A 19,247-nucleotide genomic window follows, 5' to 3' on the forward strand; every position below is an offset into this window, starting at 1 on the left:
ATCAATTGGAATTTTAAAATATATTTTTAATATATTTTTATTTATTTTAAATTCTTGTTTTTTTGTTTTTTTACTAACTAGCATAATCGCTATTGCTAAAATTGCTGCCAAAATCCCACCATAAGAAAGATATATAAATTTGCTTCGATTAGCATCATAATTATTATATTCATTTATGTAAGGATATGATTCTTTATTATCTTTTAAAATTACAAAATATCCATCCAAGCTATTTTGATTTAATGGTTCCACAATATAATTATAAGAATTATCTACCAGGCTAGCATTTATACTTAATTTTTGCACCGAATCTATATAATAAAATGCATGCTCTGACAAATATGTCTCTATATCCGCTACATCGACCAAGTTAGTATATATATCATTATTTCGATTATCTTTTATATAGTAAAAAACTCCTTTGAAATTAGATAATTCCCTTTTTACAGCTTTATAAAAATTATTTTTTTCCTCTATTATATTATTTCGTATTTCATCATCACTTAAAGAGTATTGTTTTTTTATCAATTCAATTTCTGTTTCCTTAGCATCTGTAAGCTTATTCACTTGATCATTATCTTTAATAGATTGCGCATACTTTATTTTACTATCATATTTATCATTAATGTACTTTAATTGATTATCCAAGTTAGCTTGATAAGATTTTTTCCTATCAGCTATTTCTTTGTCAGCAACTTTTTCTTTATCACTTTTCTTTTCATAATCCTTAAATTCTGTATTATTTAATTCAACTATATCTTCGCTCATCCTTGCTAAAATACTTTTAAAATCATTTGTTTCAAAATAATTTTTTTCTTTAAATTTATCTTTATTACTAATATAATTGTTATATGATATTAAAGATAAGCTTATCATTATTCCTGCTAACAAAAAGCATACAGCACTTAATTTATTACTTTTCAATTTTATACCCAATTCCCCACACCACTTTCAAATATCTTGGATCCTTTGGATTTATTTCGATTTTTTCTCTTATCCTTCTTATATGAACTGCTACAGTGTTTTCTGCATTATAAGAAGGTTCCTTCCAAACAATTTCATAAATCTCATCTATAGAAAAAACTCTCCCCGCATTCTCAATCAAGACTTCTAATATACCAAACTCTCTAGGTGTAAGCTTAACCTCCTCGCCATCCACCAATACTATTTTAGTTACTTTATTTAATATCAACCCTCTAACTGATATTTCATCTTCTTTTTTGTTATAAACCCCTAAATTCATATATCTTCTAAGCTGGGATTTAACTCTAGCTGTTAATTCCAATGGATTGAAGGGCTTTGTTATGTAATCATCAGCACCTACATTTAGTCCTAATATCTTGTCCATATCTTCTGATTTAGCAGAAAGCATTATTATTGGTATGTTCTTTTTCTCTCTTATTTTAAAAGTTGCCTTTATACCATCAAGCCTAGGCATCATTATGTCCATAAGAACAGTATGTATATCTTTTTCTCCGATTACCTCCAAAGCCTCCAATCCATCTTTTGCTTTATATACATTGACATTTTCATTTTTTAAATATATTTCTATGGCATCACGTATTTCATCATCATCGTCCACTATTAAAACATTGTACTTATTCAATTTTTCTCCCCCTCTTGTAGCTACAAATAAATTGTAATGTATAAAACTTAAGATTTACATATTGTAATTCTTAACAATTTCTTAATATTATCTATTATACATTATTTTTCAAATTAATTAGGCAAAAAAATATACTAAAATTTTTAACAAGGAAAATATATTCCAAGCAAAAATTTTAGTATATCTTATTCTTTCAAAGCATCTTTCATATGCTTTAAGACCCTTTTTTCTATTCTTGAAACCTGCACCTGGCTTATGCCAAGCATTTTTGCCACTTGTATTTGTGTTTTATCCTTAAAATATCTAAGCATTATAATCTGCCTAGATTTTATATCTAAATTGCTTAAAGCTTCTTTTAAAGCGATCTTATCTATTACATCACTATCATCTTCAGCGTTTTCACTAAGTTTATCTATTAATAATACTGGTGCTCCATCGTCTTGATGTATCGTATCATAAAGATAATTCATTCCCATGGAAGACTCTGCCGCCATTATGATGTCATCTTTATCTATTCCTGAGTATTCAGAAAGCTCTTCTATAGTTGGTGACCTACCTAATTTTTTTGTTAATTCTTCTTTATCATAATGCAACTTTCTTGCAATAGTCTTTATGTTTCTACTTACCTTTATTATTCCGTCGTCTCTTAAAAATCTCTTTATTTCACCTATTATCATAGGAACTGCATACGTAGAAAACTTCACATTATATTTGGGGTCAAAATTATTCACAGCTTTTACCAAGCCTAAAGAACCTATTTGAAATATATCTTCATACTCATATCCCCTATTAACAAATTTTTTGCTTATGGAAGAAACTAGAGGAAGATTCATTTCAATAAGCTTATCAAGAGCATCTTTGTTACCATCACGAGCGGCTTTTAACAAGTCTATGTTGTCTTCATAGTTGTAACACTCCTTTTTTAAAGCTTCACCTTCCATAACATTCCACCTAACCTACTGATTTAAATATTTTTTTCATAGTAACCCTTGTTCCTTTATTTTTTTCTGATTCTACCTGAAGACTATCCATAAATGTTTCCATTACCGTAAATCCCATTCCAGATCTCTCCATATCCGGTTTTGAGGTATATAATGGCTGCATTGCTTCCTCGATGTTTTCTATTCCTATTCCATAGTCAGTTATTGTAACTATAGCTACATTTCCTTCAATTTGAGCTTCAATTTCAATAATTTTATCCTTAGAATTTTCATAGCCATGTATTATAGCATTAGTAACGGCTTCTGATACTGCTGTCTTTATATCTGTTATTTCTTCTATTGTAGGATCTAGCTGTGATATAAAAGCAGCTACTGCAACTCTTGCAAAACTTTCATTTTGAGATTTACTTATAAACTCTATTTTCATTTTGTTATCATACATAGAACCGTCCCCCTTTTACATATTAACTACGGCATCATCGATACTTTCATATGAATGAATTATTTTAAACATCCCCGATAATTCAAAAACCTTCTTAACTGGATCCTTAGCTTCTGCAATGCATACAATACCTTTGCGCATTGATAGTTTTTTATATCGCCCAACTACAACTCCTATTCCTGAACTGTCCATAAATGTTACTCCATAAAAGCTTATTATAAGCTTATTTACTTTTTCCCTATCGATTTTATCGTCTATCTTGCTTCTAACCTCTTCTGCGCTATGATGATCCAATTCACCTAACAAATATGCTATTAATATGTTATCTTTCTTATCAAATCTGATATACATAATATTTGCTCAGACGAGCTCCCCCCTTATATGTAACAACAAATTTTTTATGTAAGTCCCTTAGGGTTTTATTATAAAGTTCATCAATAATAAAATTTTACTACATAATAAACTAAGTGCTTTCTTTATTTATTATTCTATATGAGTAATAATAATCCTCCTTAATATTGAAATTTTTTCTATTTTTTATTTATTATTAACATTTTTGCTATATTTTATTCATTGGTTGCTTATTTTTTCTAAAGTAATAATAATTTATTTTAGAGCGCACCCTAATCTGAAGAAGCCTTATGGATTAGTTGCTAGTTTTACAACTGCTTGTTATAATTAATCTGTAAATATACAATTATTTTTAGGAGGACAATTATGGATCTATGGTTAAAAGAAGGTCAAATAGCTGATGCAGCAATGACTTATAAAATAAAAGAAACTCTTGTAAAGAAAAAAACTTATTTTCAAGACCTTGCTATTCTGGATACTCATGCCTTTGGACGCATGCTAGTTTTAGATGGTATTGTTCAAACTACTATAAAAGATGAATATGTGTATCATGAAATGATAACCCATATACCTCTATTTACCCATCCAAATCCTAAAAAAGTATTAGTTGTCGGAGGTGGCGATGGAGGTGCTATAAGGGAGATCCTTAAGCATCCCTCTGTGGAAAAAGCAGTACTATGCGAAATTGATGCCTGCGTAGTGGAAGAATGTAAAAAATTCTTGCCAGAAATTAGTTGTGCCTTGAATGATTCAAGATGTGAGGTTTTTATTGGAGATGGTATAAAATATGTTCATGAGCATAAAAACGAATTTGATATTATAATAGTTGATTCTACTGACCCCTTTGGTGCCGCTGAAGGATTATTTGGAGGCAGTTTCTATAAAGAAATATCAGAATGCCTAACGGAAGACGGGATATTTATAGCTCAAACCGAAACTCCTTTTTATTTGCCTCAGGTTGTTAAAAAAGTTTATAATGATGCAAAAGCTATTTTCCCAATAACTAAATTATTTATGGCAGCCATACCTACTTATCCCAGCGGATATTGGAGCTTCACCATTGGTTCTAAAAAATACGATCCAGAAAATACTAGTTCCTTAAGACCTTTATCCTTTAAAACTAAATACTATACTCAAAAGCTTCACAGAGCTTGCTTTACTCTTCCTAAATACATAGAGGATTTGATTTTGGATTAATTAATAATTCTGCATATTAAAAAAGCAATGGAATTTCATTGCTTTTTTAATTAAAATCAAATTTTACCTTTATTATTAGCCTTATCAACTGTATTTTCCACTATGGTTCTTTCCTCATTAGTTATTTCAAAGTATGCATATAAATCTTCCACTGTTTTTATATTATTTTCTAAAGGCACTTTTAACCTTAAAATGTTATTAGGATAATATTCGTACAAGTTGTTTCCTAGTTTTTTACCGAAGCACTTAAAGTAAAACTCATACAAATAACTGTTAAGTATTTCGGACAATATATCATATTTCATATCCACATTACTATTTATTTTCATTGCATAAATATCGGCACTAAAAAAGTTGCTTTTATCTACTATAAATTTGTTACTGGCACTTTTATATGGGAATATAATTTTTCTATCTTCAAATATATCTATTTTTCTTCCCCACTGCAAATTATACCAGAGCCTTTTACCATTCCTGCATTCTCTCCTATTTTCAAGCTTTTCTTTATAATTGGATATATAATTAATTGAATTTGTATAATTTTTAGGATTGTCTATTAAGTCAGAATATATTATGTATAAATCACCTTTTTCTACTCCCGAATTTGCTATATGCTTACTCTTTATCCAGGGTTTAATTAAATTTCTCTCTAAATCATATTTTTCTATTTGCTCTCTATTTACTATAAAAGCTTTATCACAACCTGTTATAATTCCTTGATAAGCAGTACATATATCCTTTAATGAATGCTTACATCTGCTCTCTATTTTTTTTAATATTTTTAATGACCTTTCATCTTGAAGTCTCCAAGGTGAGCTTTCTAATTCATATCTTTTAACGTATACTTTTTTCATATTGCCTATATATTCATCATTTTTTAAATTAATTTTATTTCCTGGTTTTTTTACTAAAATCTCATCATGGATATTAGAATCCAAAAATATTATAACCGGATCTACACCAATTTTATCAAAAGGTCTTTCTCCATAAAAATCTACCATCTCTTTAATGTAAGTGCTTTTTAATAAATAGCTTCTTAAATTTGTGCCACTGATAGATTCAATAAAGTATCTAGATGTGACAAAAGTTATTTTATAGTTTGATTTTACTGACTCCAAAGCTTTTTTAAAAAAGCAATAACTTATATCTGACTTATCAAGAAAAACCTCTGAATATTTATTTTTTAACAACGTATAATAATTTCTTCCCATAGTCTTTGTTCCAAGATAGGGAGGATTTCCTATTATGACATCAAAGCTTTCTTCCCAGTTATCTGCTAAGTAATCTTGCTTTATGAAATTTTCACTAGCTATGCCGCTATGATGAAATATCTCTATAGCTAATATCTTAATAGCATTTTCGTCAATATCCACACCATAAATATTATTATTAATTATATGCTTGCCTATGCTGCTTTTACTTAAATCAAGTTTATGCTTAATATTTATTTCATCTATATTTTTTTCATATATTTTTGTAAGGTGCTTATATAAATTTAATAATATATTTCCTGTTCCGCAAGCTGGATCCAATATTTTTAAAAATGGATTATTTATTATATCTTCTTCAAGTACAGTATTTTCAATCATATATTTAGAAATTAAATATGGTGTATATACAATTCCCTGTTTATTTTCCAATATATTTTTATAGTAATATTCACCCATACTTTGTTTATTTGATATACCAAAGCAAGATTTACATTTATTAATTTCATTGTACTTGCTTATAATATCAACAGGCGAGTTAATAAATTTGTATAAACCCTGAATATATTCTATGAAATTATATTTCATGTATTGCTCCTTATTATTGCAAAATTAGTGAGTACTATAGTCTAAAGTATAACATAGAAAGGTGGTCCTTAGAAGAATGAAGAAAAATTATCTGCTTAAACATATTATATTAATTTTTTTAATCTTAAGTACCTGTTTTTCTTCTGTTAGTGCTAATACAAAAAGTATTGAGGCATCAAAAACTGAACAAGAAGATAATGTTCCATTTTATATTCAAGACTACTTAGAATGCGAAAAAGATTGTAGGGAAAAATTAGAAGAAGATAAAAAAAAGGATTATACTTTAAGCACTAAAGAAAAATCTTGGTTTATAGTCCCAAATAATAAAGGCTTAGTTCCTTCCCAAAAGGATGACGTTAATGAGCTCTTAAGAAAATATTCAGGCTATTATGTAGGAGACACAAATAAAAAAGAGTTATATATAACCTTTGATGAAGGATATGAAAATGGATATACTAACAAAATATTAGATATATTAAAAAGGCATGATGTAAAAGCAGCTTTTTTTGTGGTAAAACCCTATATCACTTCTAATCCTGATATTATAAAAAGAATGGATGCTGAGGATCATCTAGTATGTAATCATTCTTCTCACCATCCATCTATGGCTAAAGTAAAAAACTTTGATAAGTTTAATAAAGAGTTAGAAGATGTTGAAAAAGCCTATGAAGAAGTTACTAGTAAAACTATGCCTAAATTTTTTAGACCACCCATGGGCAAATATAGTGATTTATCTATTAGTTACACTCAAGATCTTGGATATAAAACTGTGTTTTGGAGCTTTGCATATTTTGATTGGGATGTAAAAAAGCAGCCTTCTCATGAAGAGGCTATGAAAAAGATTCTTACCAGAACTCACAATGGAGCAATAATTTTACTTCACGCAGTTTCAAAAACAAATGCAGATATTTTAGACGAATTGCTTACTAAATGGAAAGATGAAGGCTATTCCTTTAAAACCTTAAATGATCTTAAATAAAAGTTAAATGTTCAAACCAAAACTCCACCTATAAAAAAATTTACAAGTGGAGTTTTTTTATTATCCTTCTATAGCTTTATAAACTTTGTCCAATATAATTTGCTTCATCTCTGCGGCTCTTGTTAAAATCTCGTTGCAATTTGAAACTACATTACTATCAAGCTCTTCATCTATATATGACAAATTTACTTTTACATTTATTATTGAACACTCTACTGCTGCATATGCACAGATAGCAGCTGCTCCTGCATCAGATACAACATTTTTATTTCCATAAGTAGCAGCCACATCTATATATTCCATAGCCTTTAATGTTTTTTCTGCAAGATTATAAGGTACCATCATAGCCTTTTTAAGGCCTTCATTTATAGCAATTTTTCTGTTCTTTGTCTCTGTATCATTGCTTTTAGGAAATTTATAAGCCTCCATAAGAGAACTAAAAGCTTCCGCATCTTTATTTATATATGAAATACATTCATAAGTAAGTTCTTCTGCCTGCTCTCTTGCACTTATAATTTTCTGTCTCTTTTCACTATCTAAAGTATCGAATTTATTTTTTAAATTCGTTATATTAAATACCATTGAGCTAAGAGCTGCTGCTAGAGCTCCGCATAAAGCTGCGGCTCCTCCTCCTCCAGGTACAGGCGCATTGGAAGCCAATTCATCTATAAATTGTTTAATTGATTTCTTTTCAAATTCCAAAAAAATCATCCTTTCAGTATATTTTTAATTAACGATTATCTAAAGCTAAAAACAGCATGTACCAATTATTAAAAAAAGAGTGCTCATAAGTAGCATTTTTAAAATAAATCGGCACTTATGAACATCTATAAATTTATTTTATAACATATTCCTTTGAAGTATATTCAGAATTCCATTCATTATGAAAAACATAATTTTGTTCTTCCTTTTCAGGATAATGTGATGACTTTAATTCTGTAACTCCTATAGGAGTCATAGCTATAACCCTATACTCTTCAGGAATATTCAGCAGTTCCCTTATCCTATCTTCTAAAAGCGAACCTATCCAGCAAGTTCCATAGCCTTCTGCTGTAGCTGCTAATACCAAATGCTCCATAGCTATTCCAGCATCTACTAAATAAAAATCTTTTCCATCAACTCTTCCAGATTTGTAGGGGTTAGCGACTATTAAAGCTATAATTGGAGCTTTCTTTACGGCACTTATAGCACTATAATCATCATTATCTATACACTCTGACAAATCTTGTCTTTTAATATAGTCATCAACCAATATAACCTTATAGCAACTTTTATTTTTCCAAGAAGGTGCCCTCATTACAGCCTCTATTATTCTGTTTATTTTGGAGTTATCAATGGGTGTATCTTTAAAATCTTTTATACTTTTTCTTTCATTTACCACATCATAAAAATCCACATTCATTCCTCCTTGTTTTAAATGTTTGTGAATTTATTATGTGTTTATATAAAATTAATATACGATTCTTATCCTAAATTTAAAAGTGAATCATATAACTTAGATACTATATTATTCCAATCAAAATTTTCTTTACAAATCTCAGCACTTTTATCACATAGCTTTTTATTATCTTCATTATTAATAAAATAGTACAGTGCTTTAGAAAAAGCATCCACGTCTTTTATGGGAACAATTTGCCCATTGTCTTCTCTTACAAGTTCTCTTGCTATACCTACATCTGTAGAAATAATTATATTTCCCATGGAAGCTGCCTCAATTAAGGCTATAGCAAAGCTTTCAAAGTCAGAAGTCAATGCACATATTTTTGATTTTCTATACTCCTCATACAAGCTTTTTCTATCAGATATCTCACCTGTGAAAACGACCTTTTCTGTTAGTTTAGGATATTTTTTGAAATAATCTTGTATATATTCTTTAAAATACTCCTCTATAGGTCCTATAAGTTTTAGCGTCCAATCAGACCCATCTATATTTGGAATTTTAGCAAATGCCTCTAATAGCAGTTGCGTATTTTTTTCCTCTGCTCCTATTCTTGCCACATACACTATTGTGTTTTCTTTTTTAGAATAATCGTAGAAAATTTTATTTCTATTTAAATAATCGTAATCAATTCCATTTGGTACATTTATCATTTTTTTGTTTTGCTGCGGTAAAAGTTCCTTTAATTGATTAAATAAATTAACCTGTTCCACACTTATTAAATCCACCTTATTTAAAAATTTATTTAAAAACTTAATTTGAAAGGAACTTAATCCTCTAATTCTTTCTACTAATTTATGGCTGCAATCCAATTTTAAATATATTTTTCCCTTTGGATTAATTAATTTATATGTATAAGAATATACTACAGAACTTAAGGTACAATGAAATATATGTAGCACATCAATTTTTTTTGAATTTAATAACAGATACCTAGCCCCATCTAGTGTAAAGCTGTGAAATACTTTTTTTACAAAATCTATTTTTAAACCTTTTACTTCATTATTCAAATATGGATATTCTCCATTTTTGTAGGTTACTACTGAAGCATCTATTCCATGCTTGCTATATAATTTAAAAGGAATTGTACCCATATCTTTTATTAAATTCACATTTCTAGTTTTTAAGTACTGCATATAGTACCTCATTATTTCGCCTCTTTTCTAAATACAAGCTTTATCTCATTTAATGTTAAAACCTTAAATAGTATCAAAACAATAAAATATAGCATCACTGAAATCAATGCATTAATTATTATTTCTACGTGATAATAATATAATATTAATGTGATTAACACAAGAAAAATACAAGGAAAAATTAATCTAATCGTATCTTGAAAAATATTTATTTTTACTATTTTATCGCTATAATATTTCATTACAAAAAGATTAACTACTTCTGTTACAAGAGTTATTATCGCCGCTGCAACATATCCAAAATATGGTATAAAAATGATACACAATAAGGCGTTAAGAGCAGCTGATATGCTAACAGCCTTAAGATAAAATTTTTCTCCCTTCCAGGCATTTAATTGATAACCATATATTTCTCTTATATAGAGTATCAATATATAAATTGTTAATATTCTAAGTGAAATGTAGGCATTTATATATTTTTTGCCATAAAATAGCTGTATTATATCCTTTGACAAAATCATTATTTCTACTGTAATAGGTATTATTGCAATCCATACTATCTTAGCTACATTTCTTCCTAAATTCTTTATAGCCTTAATATCTTTATTTGAAAAATAATTTATATACATAGGAAAAAAAGGTGTAAATATTAGAGCCTCTACATTTATTAGAAAATTTATAAATACATAAGCAGCTTGATACACTCCTAGTTCTGCCTCTGTTCTAGAAAAACCCATTATTATTTTATCTATATTACCATTAACCATTGCTAATAAAGAGGATATTAAAAAGGGCATTCCAAGTTTAGCATATTTTAAAATGATGCTTTTTCTTATTTTAAATCTAATTCTAAATTTATATTTAATCTTTATAATGCTTATCTGATATATTATACCTAAAACATTTCCGATTACCAATGCCATTGGAATCATATATAAATTTCCTGTGTTTCGTATAAATATAATTATTATAATTGATGGAACAATATTTTTAAGTATATTATATACCGCATTATGCTGCATTTCCTGTAAGCCGTTAAATAACCAATCAGTATTTAACGCCAGAGGAAATAGACTAAAAGAAAATATAAATAAAAAATTATTAAAATAATATCCTTTATTTATTGCAGCGTACAAGATAATCAATATAATAAATGAAACTATTGCATTTATTAATCTAAAAGAAAGTATTTCATTTATGGTATCATTTAGTTTCTCTCCGCTTTCTGCCACCATGCGTATTCCCAATGTCTGCATTCCAAACATTATAAACATTGAAAAATACAGCACTATTTGCTGAGCTAAAGTAAAACTTCCGAAATAACTCTGACCAATAACTTTCGCATAATATGTCATAGTTAAGAAAGTCACAAATTGAGATAATATACTTGATAGCCCATTAACTATAAAATTTCTAGTAACCTTCGTCATATTTTCACCCTTATACTAAATATAGTTAATAAAAATCCGCCTAGTGGCGGATAATTTATTCTTTGCTATTTTTCAGCTGCTTTGCTTTTTTTAATAGTATTTGTAATTCTTAACAAGTAATCCTCAAAGCCTGCTCTAAGTTCTTCTCTCTTCAATGCATATTCTATATTCGCTTCCAAAAATCCCAATTTATCTCCTACATCGTATCTTCTTCCTTTAAAATTATACGCATACATAGCTTCTGAGTTCATTAAGGACTTAAGAGCATCAGTAAGCTGTATCTCTCCACCCTTTCCAGGCTTTGTATTATCAAGTACATCAAATATATTCGGAGTAATTATGTATCTTCCAAGTATTGCTATATTAGAAGGTGCTTCTTCAGGTTTTGGCTTTTCAACCATATCTTTCACTTTATAAACTCTATCTTCTATATTCATAGCTTTGATGATTCCGTATTTGCTTACATCATGCTGAGGTACATCTTGAACACCAAGTATAGTAGTTTTATATTCATTATAGCAGTCTATTAACTGCTTCAAACAAGGCTCTTCGCTGTCTACTACATCGTCTCCAAGCATAACAGCAAAAGGTTCGTTTCCTACAAAAGTACGGGCACAATTTATAGCATGACCTAATCCTTTAGGTTCTTTTTGTCTTATATAGTAAATATTAGCCATATTAGATATATCTTTTATCATGCTAAGCATAGCATCCTTAGAATGATTTTCTAATTCCTGCTCTAATTCTACAGATTTATCAAAATGATCTTCTATTGCTCTCTTATTTCTACCAGTGATTATTAATATTTCTTCTATTCCTGAATTAACAGCCTCTTCAATTATGTATTGTATTGTTGGTTTATCCACAATAGGAAGCATTTCCTTAGGTTGGGCTTTTGTTGCTGGTAAGAATCTTGTTCCCAGTCCTGCCGCTGGAATAACCGCTTTTTTAACTTTCATTTTATGACTCCCTTCACTTTTAATAAATTTATCAATAAACAATGTTTACCCGAGTAATATAAAATATATATTTATTCAAGTTCAACATCACAATAAAATTATTTTTTAAATATGCTCCAGAAAGACTTTTTATTTTTAGTGATTTCTTTAATGTTAAGGCATTCTACATCTAAGCCGCTAATTATATTATTTTCATTATCACAAATCCAATTATACAGCTGTTCATTTAGCTCCTTCACTTTAAAATACGCTTCAGATAGATAAGTGTTTCTTTTTCCGTCATTATGAGCATCGCTCCCAAGCATATGAATCAAATTCATATGTACCAGTTTTTCAGCCTGTCTTTTTATTTCTCCACCATACAGTCCCATAAGACTTCCAGAATTCATCTGAGCTAAGTTTCCCTGCTCAATGAGATTTATGAGAAGTTCAATATTTTTATGAATAGCCATATTACGTTCCGGGTGTGCCAGCACTGGTACTAATCCTAAAAGTCTCAAATCGTAAAACACCTTTTCTGTATATATTGGAAACTGCTCCATAGGAAGTTCAATTAATATATACTTATTATTATTCAATCCCCATATTTTGTTTTCTTTAAATAATGTTGGCAGTTCAGGATTTATATAGACCTCTACACCAGATACAACCTTAATATTAGATGAACATCTCCCTAATATTTGATTAAGCTTAGTATTATAATCTTCAAAAGATGTTTCGCATTCTCCATATATAAAATGAGGTGTGGCACATATAATTTCAGTACCTTCTTTTATTGAATTTTCAAGCATATTCATAGTCATATCAATATCTTTAGATCCATCATCAACTGCAGGAATAATATGAGAATGAAAGTCAATCATTTTACCACATCCTAGTCTATCATTCTATTCGTTTTTATAATAGTTATAATAATATTTACCATAATAATAGTTTTCAGATTTCTCTGGAACCTTATTGAGGATTACTCCAAACACCTTAGCACCAACTTTGTCAAGAAGCTCTTTAGCCTTAGCAATTCCAAACTTTTCAGTTACACCATAACTCGTAACCAATAATACACCAGTAGCCAGAGTTGATAAAATTTGTGCATCAGTTACAGCAATAACAGGAGGTGCATCAATAAGAACTATATCAAAAGCTTCTTGTAACTCTGATAAAACTTGTCTCATCTTTTTAGTGCCTAACAATTCGGCTGGATTTGGTGGTATAGGACCACTTGTTATAACAAAAAGATTTGGTACCATAGTAGACAAAATAACTTCATCTAAGTTCTTACTTTGTGCTAACAAATTTGTAATTCCATCAGAGTTTGGCAATCCCATTTTTTTATGAATTGTTGGTTTTCTTAAATCGCAGTCCACTACAACAACTCTTTTTCCGCTTTGAGCAATAGTCACAGCTAAATTAGTCATAATAGTGCTTTTACCTTCTCCAGGGCCGGCAGAGGTAACTACTATAGATTTAATTTGATCATCCAAAGAAGAAAACTGTATGTTTGTTCTTAAAGTTCTAAAAGCTTCAGCAGCTCTGGATTTCGGATTTTTAAAAGAGATTATATTTTTAAGCATACTATCACCTCTACTCGTCTTGAGTTACTAGCGGTATTATTCCAATTACTGGTACGCCGCATAGTTTTTCTATTTCTTCCTCTGTTTTTACAGTATTATCCATGTATTCCAATAAGAATAATAATCCAATGGAAAGCATTAATCCTAGTAAAAATGCTATCATCATGTTCAGCAATGGTTTAGGGCTATCTGGAGATGTGGGTAGTTTAGCTTCATCTAATATTTGAACATTATCTTCCTTCATTACGGTGGCACTAATTGATTTTAAAGATTTAGCCAATTGATTAGCTATATTCATAGCATCGCTAGGACTCTTGGATTTAACTGTTATATCCATAAATTCAGTGCTAGCCTTGGGTGATACTGAAATCATGGCCTCTAATTGGTCAGCAGTTAAACTCAATCCCAAATTACTTATTGTATCATTCATAACTTTTGCACTAGTAGTAAGTTCTACATAAGTTTTTACAAGATTTTGATACATCATTATATCATTATAATTATAAGTTGAATCCTTAGTAGACTCTCCTTTTCCTATAATAACTGATATATTAGTTTTATAAGTAGGTTTTATCACGATATAACTAAATACTCCACTAGTTATCACTGCTAAAAGTGTAATCCACAATATTAGTTTATACCTTTTTTTCAGAATACTAAAATATTCCTTTATCTCCATTGTATTACTCTGCCTCCCTAAGTATATTTTTAAGCTTAGATACCACATCATCTTCTGGATCTAATTTTTCCGCTATTTTTAAATGTAACTTTGCGCTCCTATTATCTCCCATATTTAAATAGCACATAATAATATTAGTACATATTTCTATAGATTTAGTCACCTCAAAGCTCTTCTTAAAATAATTTATAGCAACTGGAAAGTCTCCAAGACATGCAAAATTTAATCCAAACTCATTATAAATTTCTATAATTTCATTATCTATATTTTTTGCTTCATTTAAGTAATATATCGCTTTTTCATAAAGTCCTAGATTTCTGCAAGCCATAGCTATATACAATGGTATTGTAGCATTATCACTGCACTCATCAAGTAATGGTACAAGAAGTTCCAATGCATGTTTAGGATTTTCAATTAAAATCCCCTTAGCTTCCTGCAATTTACTTAAAATATTTAAATCATTCCTAAATTCTTCTATGCTCTCATCAGATTTTCCACCATATGAAAAATACAAATTTAAATTATCCCAAGCTTCAATATAGTTAGATTTATCATAGTTATTTTTACTTTCGTACAAATAGGCTAATTTATATGAAAATTCTTTTCCTACATTTATAATACCATCTTTTTCTGATTCCAGATCCTTGTTTGATTCAGAAATAATGGCAAGACAATATAATAATTTGTCATATACATCTTCACTTGGTTCTATAATATACAATCCGCGTAATAACAAGTAAGCATTCGCTTCATTATTTTCATTTATATTTTTAGCAATTATTCCTTTTACTAGCTTACTTGAAAATTCATTATCCTTCAGCATATCCATATAGTTTTTTGAATAATTAAATTTTTCATCACAGCCAATTACAAAAAACATTCCTTCAATTAAATCTTTCATATCAATTTTATCAATATTTCCTGAGGTTTTTACATCTCCAATTATTTTAGATGCTTTCATAGGCATATATATATCACCCTGTGGCAATTTTCTAAATAGACTTGCCAAAGCATCCTTATTTATATTTAAAAAAATAAAATCCGATAATTTCGACGCTAAATAACTTTTTGTAAACATATTCCTCCAATTTCACAATTAACTAAACAAAAAATTTTTAAAATAATAAATAATCGTTATAATTAATACTTTATTATTATACCTTAACACCTAAAACTAGTAAAGTCAAATATACATTTACCATTTTTTGCCTTAAAATACTATTTCATTATATCAAAATAAATGCTCTATTTAAAGCTATAAGCATAAAAATTCACCACAATTTTTACTGCCTTAAATAGAGACATAAATTTGTAAACTTTAATTTCTATTATTATCTATTGCAAGCATCATTGATTATTTTCATTACTGCTTCTTCTAATTCTTTAATTTCTGCATCTGATTTATCTAATCCATCAGATACTACGGATAGATAGACTTTCATCTTAGGTTCTGTTCCTGAAGGTCTTACCACAAACCAAGAACCATCCTCTAATATAAACTTAAGTACATTGGATTTAGGAAGATTGATTTTACTTTCAGTATTATTAATTTTGTCATAGGATATACTTAATTTATAATCATTTTTTTCAGTTATCTTTACTGAATTTACCGAATCATCCAAGTTATTTCTAAGAAAATCTATAGCTTTTGCTATTTTTTCTTGACCTTCTTTTCCTTTTAGTTCTAAAGATACTAACTTTTCTTTGTAATAGCCATATTTATTATATAGGTTTATTAATGCCTCATATAGTGAAATTCCTTTTGATTTATAGTAAAGTGTCATTTCACAAATTAAAGTAGCTGCAATTACTGCATCCTTATCTCTTACAAAATCTCCAGAAAGGTATCCGTAGCTCTCTTCAAAACCAAATATGTAGGAATGATTTTTATTTTCTTCAAATTCTTTTATTTTTTCACCTATGTACTTAAATCCAGTAAGCACATCCATCAATTCTACATTGTATTCTTTTGCTATTTTTCTTGCTATCTCTGTGGTAACTATAGTTTTTACAACTGCTCCATCCTTTGGTAGCTTTCCTTCTTCAGTTAAGGATGAAAGTATATATTCTGTAAGAAGTGCTCCTGTTTGATTTCCAGTAAGTACTTTGTAGTTTCCCTCACTTACCTTGACTACCACACCTATTCTATCACAATCAGGATCAGTTCCAAATATTATATCTGGTTGAACATCCTTTGCCATCTCCATTGCTATATTAAATACCTTTGGTTCTTCTGGATTTGGATAAGGTGCTGTAGGGAAGTTTCCATCTGGAAGTTCCTGTTCCTTTACTACAACTAAATTTGTATACCCTAGTTCATTAAGTACTCTCCTTACAGGAACATTACCACTACCATGTATAGGTGTATAAATTATTTTTAAATCCTTAGCCTTTTCCTTAACAAGCTCTTTTCTAATTGTAAGGCTCTTTACCTTTTCATAATACACTTTATCTACATCTTCACCTATGATGCTTATTAAATTACTTTTAATTCCTTCGTCTAAGGTAACTTTTTTAATTTTTTCAAAGTTGTCAACCTTTTCTATGCAGTTTAATATAGTTTTAGCATTATTGTCAGTAACCTGACCTCCATCTTCTCCATATACTTTATATCCATTATATTGCTTTGGATTATGAGATGCAGTGATAACTATTCCTGCTTTGCAATTTAATTCTCTTACTGTAAAAGATAACATTGGAGTAGGTCTTAAGCTTTCAAATAAATATACCTTTACATTATTTGCACTCAATATTTCTGCTGCAGTCTGAGCAAATTCCTTAGACATATTTCTTGAATCGTAGGCAATTGCAACACTCTTCTCATCGGAATAAGCTGCATTAATGTAATCTGCAAGTCCTTGAGTTGCTTTTCCAACAGTATATATGTTCATTCTGTTGCTTCCTGCGCCTATTACCCCTCTGAGTCCACCTGTTCCAAACTCTAATTCTTTATAGAATCTATCCTCTAGTTCTTTTTCTTCGGATATATTTTTCAATTCATTCTTTGTGCTTTCATCAATTAATGTTGAATTCAACCAAAGGTTGTATTTTTCTTTGTAATCCATATTATCCCTCCTAACACATTTAACATTTGTTATTATACTACAAAATAGTATTAATGAAAAACTAGTTTAAGAAAATATTGTGATTTTTTATAGTTTTTATTGTATTTTAAAAGAGCATTACATATACTATTATTGCATTTTATAAAGAAGGCGGTGTTATAAAGCGGTGTACAAATTTGATCAAAACCAAACCCCATTATTTGACGCATTAATGGAATATGTTAAAAATGATACTATTCCTTTTCATGTACCCGGTCATAAAAAAGGAGTAGGAATGGATGGTGTATTTAAAGCTTTTATTGGTGATAATCCATTTAAAATAGACGTTACCGTATTTAAACAAGTAGACAGTCTCCATCACCCCACAGGGTCTATAAAATTGGCCCAGGAACTAGCGGCAGATGCTTATGGATCTGATGCATGTTTTTTTTCTATTCACGGAACTTCTGGAGCAATACAAGCAATGATTATGTCCGTAGTAAACAATGGTGATAAAATACTGATACCTAGAAATGTTCATAAATCAGTTACTGCAGGTATAATTTTAACTGGTGCTGTACCTGTTTACATGCAACCAGAATTGGATAAAAAAATAGGTATAGCTCACGGAGTAACTCCAGAGACCGTGAAAAATACTTTAAGAGCTAATCCTGATGCTAAGGCTGTACTTGTAATCAATCCTACCTATTATGGAGTTGCTACTGATATAAAGAAAATAGCTGATATAGTTCACAAATATGATATTCCTTTAATAGTAGATGAAGCTCATGGCCCTCATCTAAAATTTAATGCTAAACTTCCTGTATCTGCCATAGATGCGGGAGCTGATATTTGCTCGCAAAGTACGCACAAGATAATAGGAGCCCTTACTCAATGCTCTTTACTTCAAGTTAATACAAAAAGGGTTGACGCATCAAGAGTGCAGCAAATTTTGAGTTTGCTGCAAACCACTTCTCCATCCTATATATTATTGGCATCTTTAGATTGTTCAAGAAGACAAATAGCACTTCATGGGAAAGAGCTTTTAGACAAAACCATCGATTTAATAAATTATGCTAGAAATGAAATAAATAAAATTCCAGGTTTTTATTCTTTTAGTGATGAAATTTTAGGCAATCCAGGAGTCTATGCCTTAGATCCAACTAAATTGACTATAACCTGCAGGGACTTGGGTATCACAGGTTATGACTTAGATATGATTTTATCTAACAAATATCATATTCAGATGGAATTATCTGATTTATACAACATTTTAGCTGTAGGATCCTTTGGAGATACAAGTGAAAGCATCGATTCTCTTATTTCGGCATTAAAAGAGATAAGCAAAGAATTCTCAAACAGAACCAATAAAAAGCCTGATTTCATAGATGTGCCTCCAATTCCTGATTTAGTATTAAATCCAAGGCAAGCATTTAATTCCTATAAAACTCCTGTGAGCTTAAAGGACAGCGTAGGACAAATAAGTGGCGAATTTTTAATGGCTTACCCTCCAGGAATTCCAGTACTATGCCCAGGTGAAAAAATCACTTTTGAAATTGTAGATTATATACAAAACCTTAAGAAAGCAGGTCTCTATGTCCAAGGTACAGAAGATCCTAATGTTGAATATATAAAAGTAGTTAAAATTTAATATATTTTTACAGGCAAAACGAGAGAA

At 29.5% G+C, this 19,247-nt stretch carries 19 protein-coding genes; 3 read left to right on the plus strand and 16 right to left on the minus strand.

Annotated features, from left to right (window positions below; translation table 11 throughout):
- The 5 genes from IAI10_RS07525 to spoIIAA form a co-directional block, all read right to left on the minus strand.
- Window positions 1–924: hypothetical protein (locus IAI10_RS07525; protein WP_315672688.1), on the minus strand; the 924-nt coding region annotated here is incomplete at its 3' end.
- Window positions 914–1,606: a response regulator transcription factor gene (locus IAI10_RS07530; protein ID WP_315672689.1), complete on the minus strand. Its 693-nt coding sequence runs from the start codon at window positions 1,604–1,606 to the stop codon at window positions 914–916. The genes IAI10_RS07530 and IAI10_RS07525, both read right to left, overlap by 11 nt.
- A 185-nt stretch (window positions 1,607–1,791) precedes the next feature.
- On the minus strand, window positions 1,792–2,547 hold the full coding sequence (gene sigF / locus IAI10_RS07535; RefSeq protein WP_315672690.1) for an RNA polymerase sporulation sigma factor SigF: 756 nt from the start codon (window positions 2,545–2,547) through the stop codon (window positions 1,792–1,794).
- Between the two features lie 10 nt (window positions 2,548–2,557).
- Window positions 2,558–2,989, minus strand: coding sequence for an anti-sigma F factor (gene spoIIAB / locus IAI10_RS07540; protein ID WP_315672691.1), 432 nt, complete (start codon window positions 2,987–2,989; stop codon window positions 2,558–2,560).
- A gap of 15 nt (window positions 2,990–3,004) precedes the next feature.
- Window positions 3,005–3,340 (minus strand): anti-sigma F factor antagonist, encoded by a 336-nt coding sequence (gene spoIIAA / locus IAI10_RS07545; RefSeq protein ID WP_315672692.1) that lies wholly within the window; start codon window positions 3,338–3,340, stop codon window positions 3,005–3,007.
- A gap of 366 nt (window positions 3,341–3,706) precedes the next feature.
- Here spoIIAA and speE point away from each other — a divergent pair, with 366 nt between their 5' ends.
- Window positions 3,707–4,537: a polyamine aminopropyltransferase gene (gene speE, locus IAI10_RS07550; protein ID WP_315672693.1), complete on the plus strand. Its 831-nt coding sequence runs from the start codon at window positions 3,707–3,709 to the stop codon at window positions 4,535–4,537.
- A 56-nt stretch (window positions 4,538–4,593) separates the two neighbouring features.
- On the opposite strand, the gene IAI10_RS07555 is transcribed toward speE, so the two are convergent.
- Window positions 4,594–6,333, minus strand: coding sequence for an Eco57I restriction-modification methylase domain-containing protein (locus IAI10_RS07555; protein WP_315672694.1), 1,740 nt, complete (start codon window positions 6,331–6,333; stop codon window positions 4,594–4,596).
- A gap of 76 nt (window positions 6,334–6,409) precedes the next feature.
- Between IAI10_RS07555 and pdaA the strand changes: the two genes are divergently transcribed.
- Complete coding sequence (gene pdaA / locus IAI10_RS07560; protein ID WP_315672695.1) at window positions 6,410–7,312, plus strand: delta-lactam-biosynthetic de-N-acetylase; 903 nt, start codon at window positions 6,410–6,412, stop codon at window positions 7,310–7,312.
- Window positions 7,313–7,372: 60 nt separating this feature from the next.
- Here pdaA and IAI10_RS07565 read toward each other — a convergent pair whose 3' ends face one another.
- From IAI10_RS07565 to IAI10_RS07610, 10 genes are all read right to left on the minus strand, one after another.
- On the minus strand, window positions 7,373–8,014 hold the full coding sequence (locus IAI10_RS07565) for a cyclodeaminase/cyclohydrolase family protein (protein WP_315672696.1): 642 nt from the start codon (window positions 8,012–8,014) through the stop codon (window positions 7,373–7,375).
- A gap of 133 nt (window positions 8,015–8,147) precedes the next feature.
- Window positions 8,148–8,708, minus strand: a complete 561-nt coding sequence (locus IAI10_RS07570) for a nitroreductase family protein (RefSeq protein ID WP_315672697.1) — start codon at window positions 8,706–8,708, stop codon at window positions 8,148–8,150.
- A gap of 68 nt (window positions 8,709–8,776) precedes the next feature.
- Window positions 8,777–9,886 carry a glycosyltransferase family 4 protein gene (locus tag IAI10_RS07575; RefSeq protein ID WP_315672698.1) on the minus strand — a complete coding sequence of 370 codons (1,110 nt, stop codon included), beginning with the start codon at window positions 9,884–9,886 and terminating at the stop codon, window positions 8,777–8,779.
- An 11-nt stretch (window positions 9,887–9,897) separates the two neighbouring features.
- Window positions 9,898–11,316 carry a flippase gene (locus IAI10_RS07580; protein WP_315672699.1) on the minus strand — a complete coding sequence of 473 codons (1,419 nt, stop codon included), beginning with the start codon at window positions 11,314–11,316 and terminating at the stop codon, window positions 9,898–9,900.
- A 65-nt stretch (window positions 11,317–11,381) separates the two neighbouring features.
- Window positions 11,382–12,275 (minus strand): UTP--glucose-1-phosphate uridylyltransferase GalU, encoded by an 894-nt coding sequence (gene galU, locus IAI10_RS07585; RefSeq protein WP_315672700.1) that lies wholly within the window; start codon window positions 12,273–12,275, stop codon window positions 11,382–11,384.
- Between the two features lie 98 nt (window positions 12,276–12,373).
- Complete coding sequence (locus IAI10_RS07590; protein ID WP_315672701.1) at window positions 12,374–13,138, minus strand: CpsB/CapC family capsule biosynthesis tyrosine phosphatase; 765 nt, start codon at window positions 13,136–13,138, stop codon at window positions 12,374–12,376.
- Window positions 13,139–13,162: 24 nt separating this feature from the next.
- Window positions 13,163–13,846, minus strand: a complete 684-nt coding sequence (locus IAI10_RS07595; RefSeq protein WP_315672702.1) for a CpsD/CapB family tyrosine-protein kinase — start codon at window positions 13,844–13,846, stop codon at window positions 13,163–13,165.
- 10 nt (window positions 13,847–13,856) lie between these two features.
- Window positions 13,857–14,525, minus strand: coding sequence for a GNVR domain-containing protein (locus IAI10_RS07600; protein ID WP_315672703.1), 669 nt, complete (start codon window positions 14,523–14,525; stop codon window positions 13,857–13,859).
- A gap of 4 nt (window positions 14,526–14,529) precedes the next feature.
- Window positions 14,530–15,603, minus strand: coding sequence for a tetratricopeptide repeat protein (locus IAI10_RS07605; RefSeq protein WP_315672704.1), 1,074 nt, complete (start codon window positions 15,601–15,603; stop codon window positions 14,530–14,532).
- Window positions 15,604–15,856: 253 nt separating this feature from the next.
- Window positions 15,857–17,590, minus strand: coding sequence for a phospho-sugar mutase (locus IAI10_RS07610; RefSeq protein ID WP_315672705.1), 1,734 nt, complete (start codon window positions 17,588–17,590; stop codon window positions 15,857–15,859).
- 166 nt (window positions 17,591–17,756) lie between these two features.
- Between IAI10_RS07610 and IAI10_RS07615 the strand changes: the two genes are divergently transcribed.
- A complete protein-coding gene (locus tag IAI10_RS07615; RefSeq protein ID WP_315672706.1) occupies window positions 17,757–19,220 on the plus strand; it encodes an aminotransferase class I/II-fold pyridoxal phosphate-dependent enzyme in 1,464 nt (487 codons plus the stop codon).
- Window positions 19,221–19,247 lie beyond the last annotated feature (27 nt).

The sequence above is a fragment of the Clostridium sp. 19966 genome (assembly GCF_032335695.1).
In the GTDB taxonomy this organism is placed as follows: Bacteria; Bacillota; Clostridia; order Clostridiales; family Clostridiaceae; genus JACTOJ01.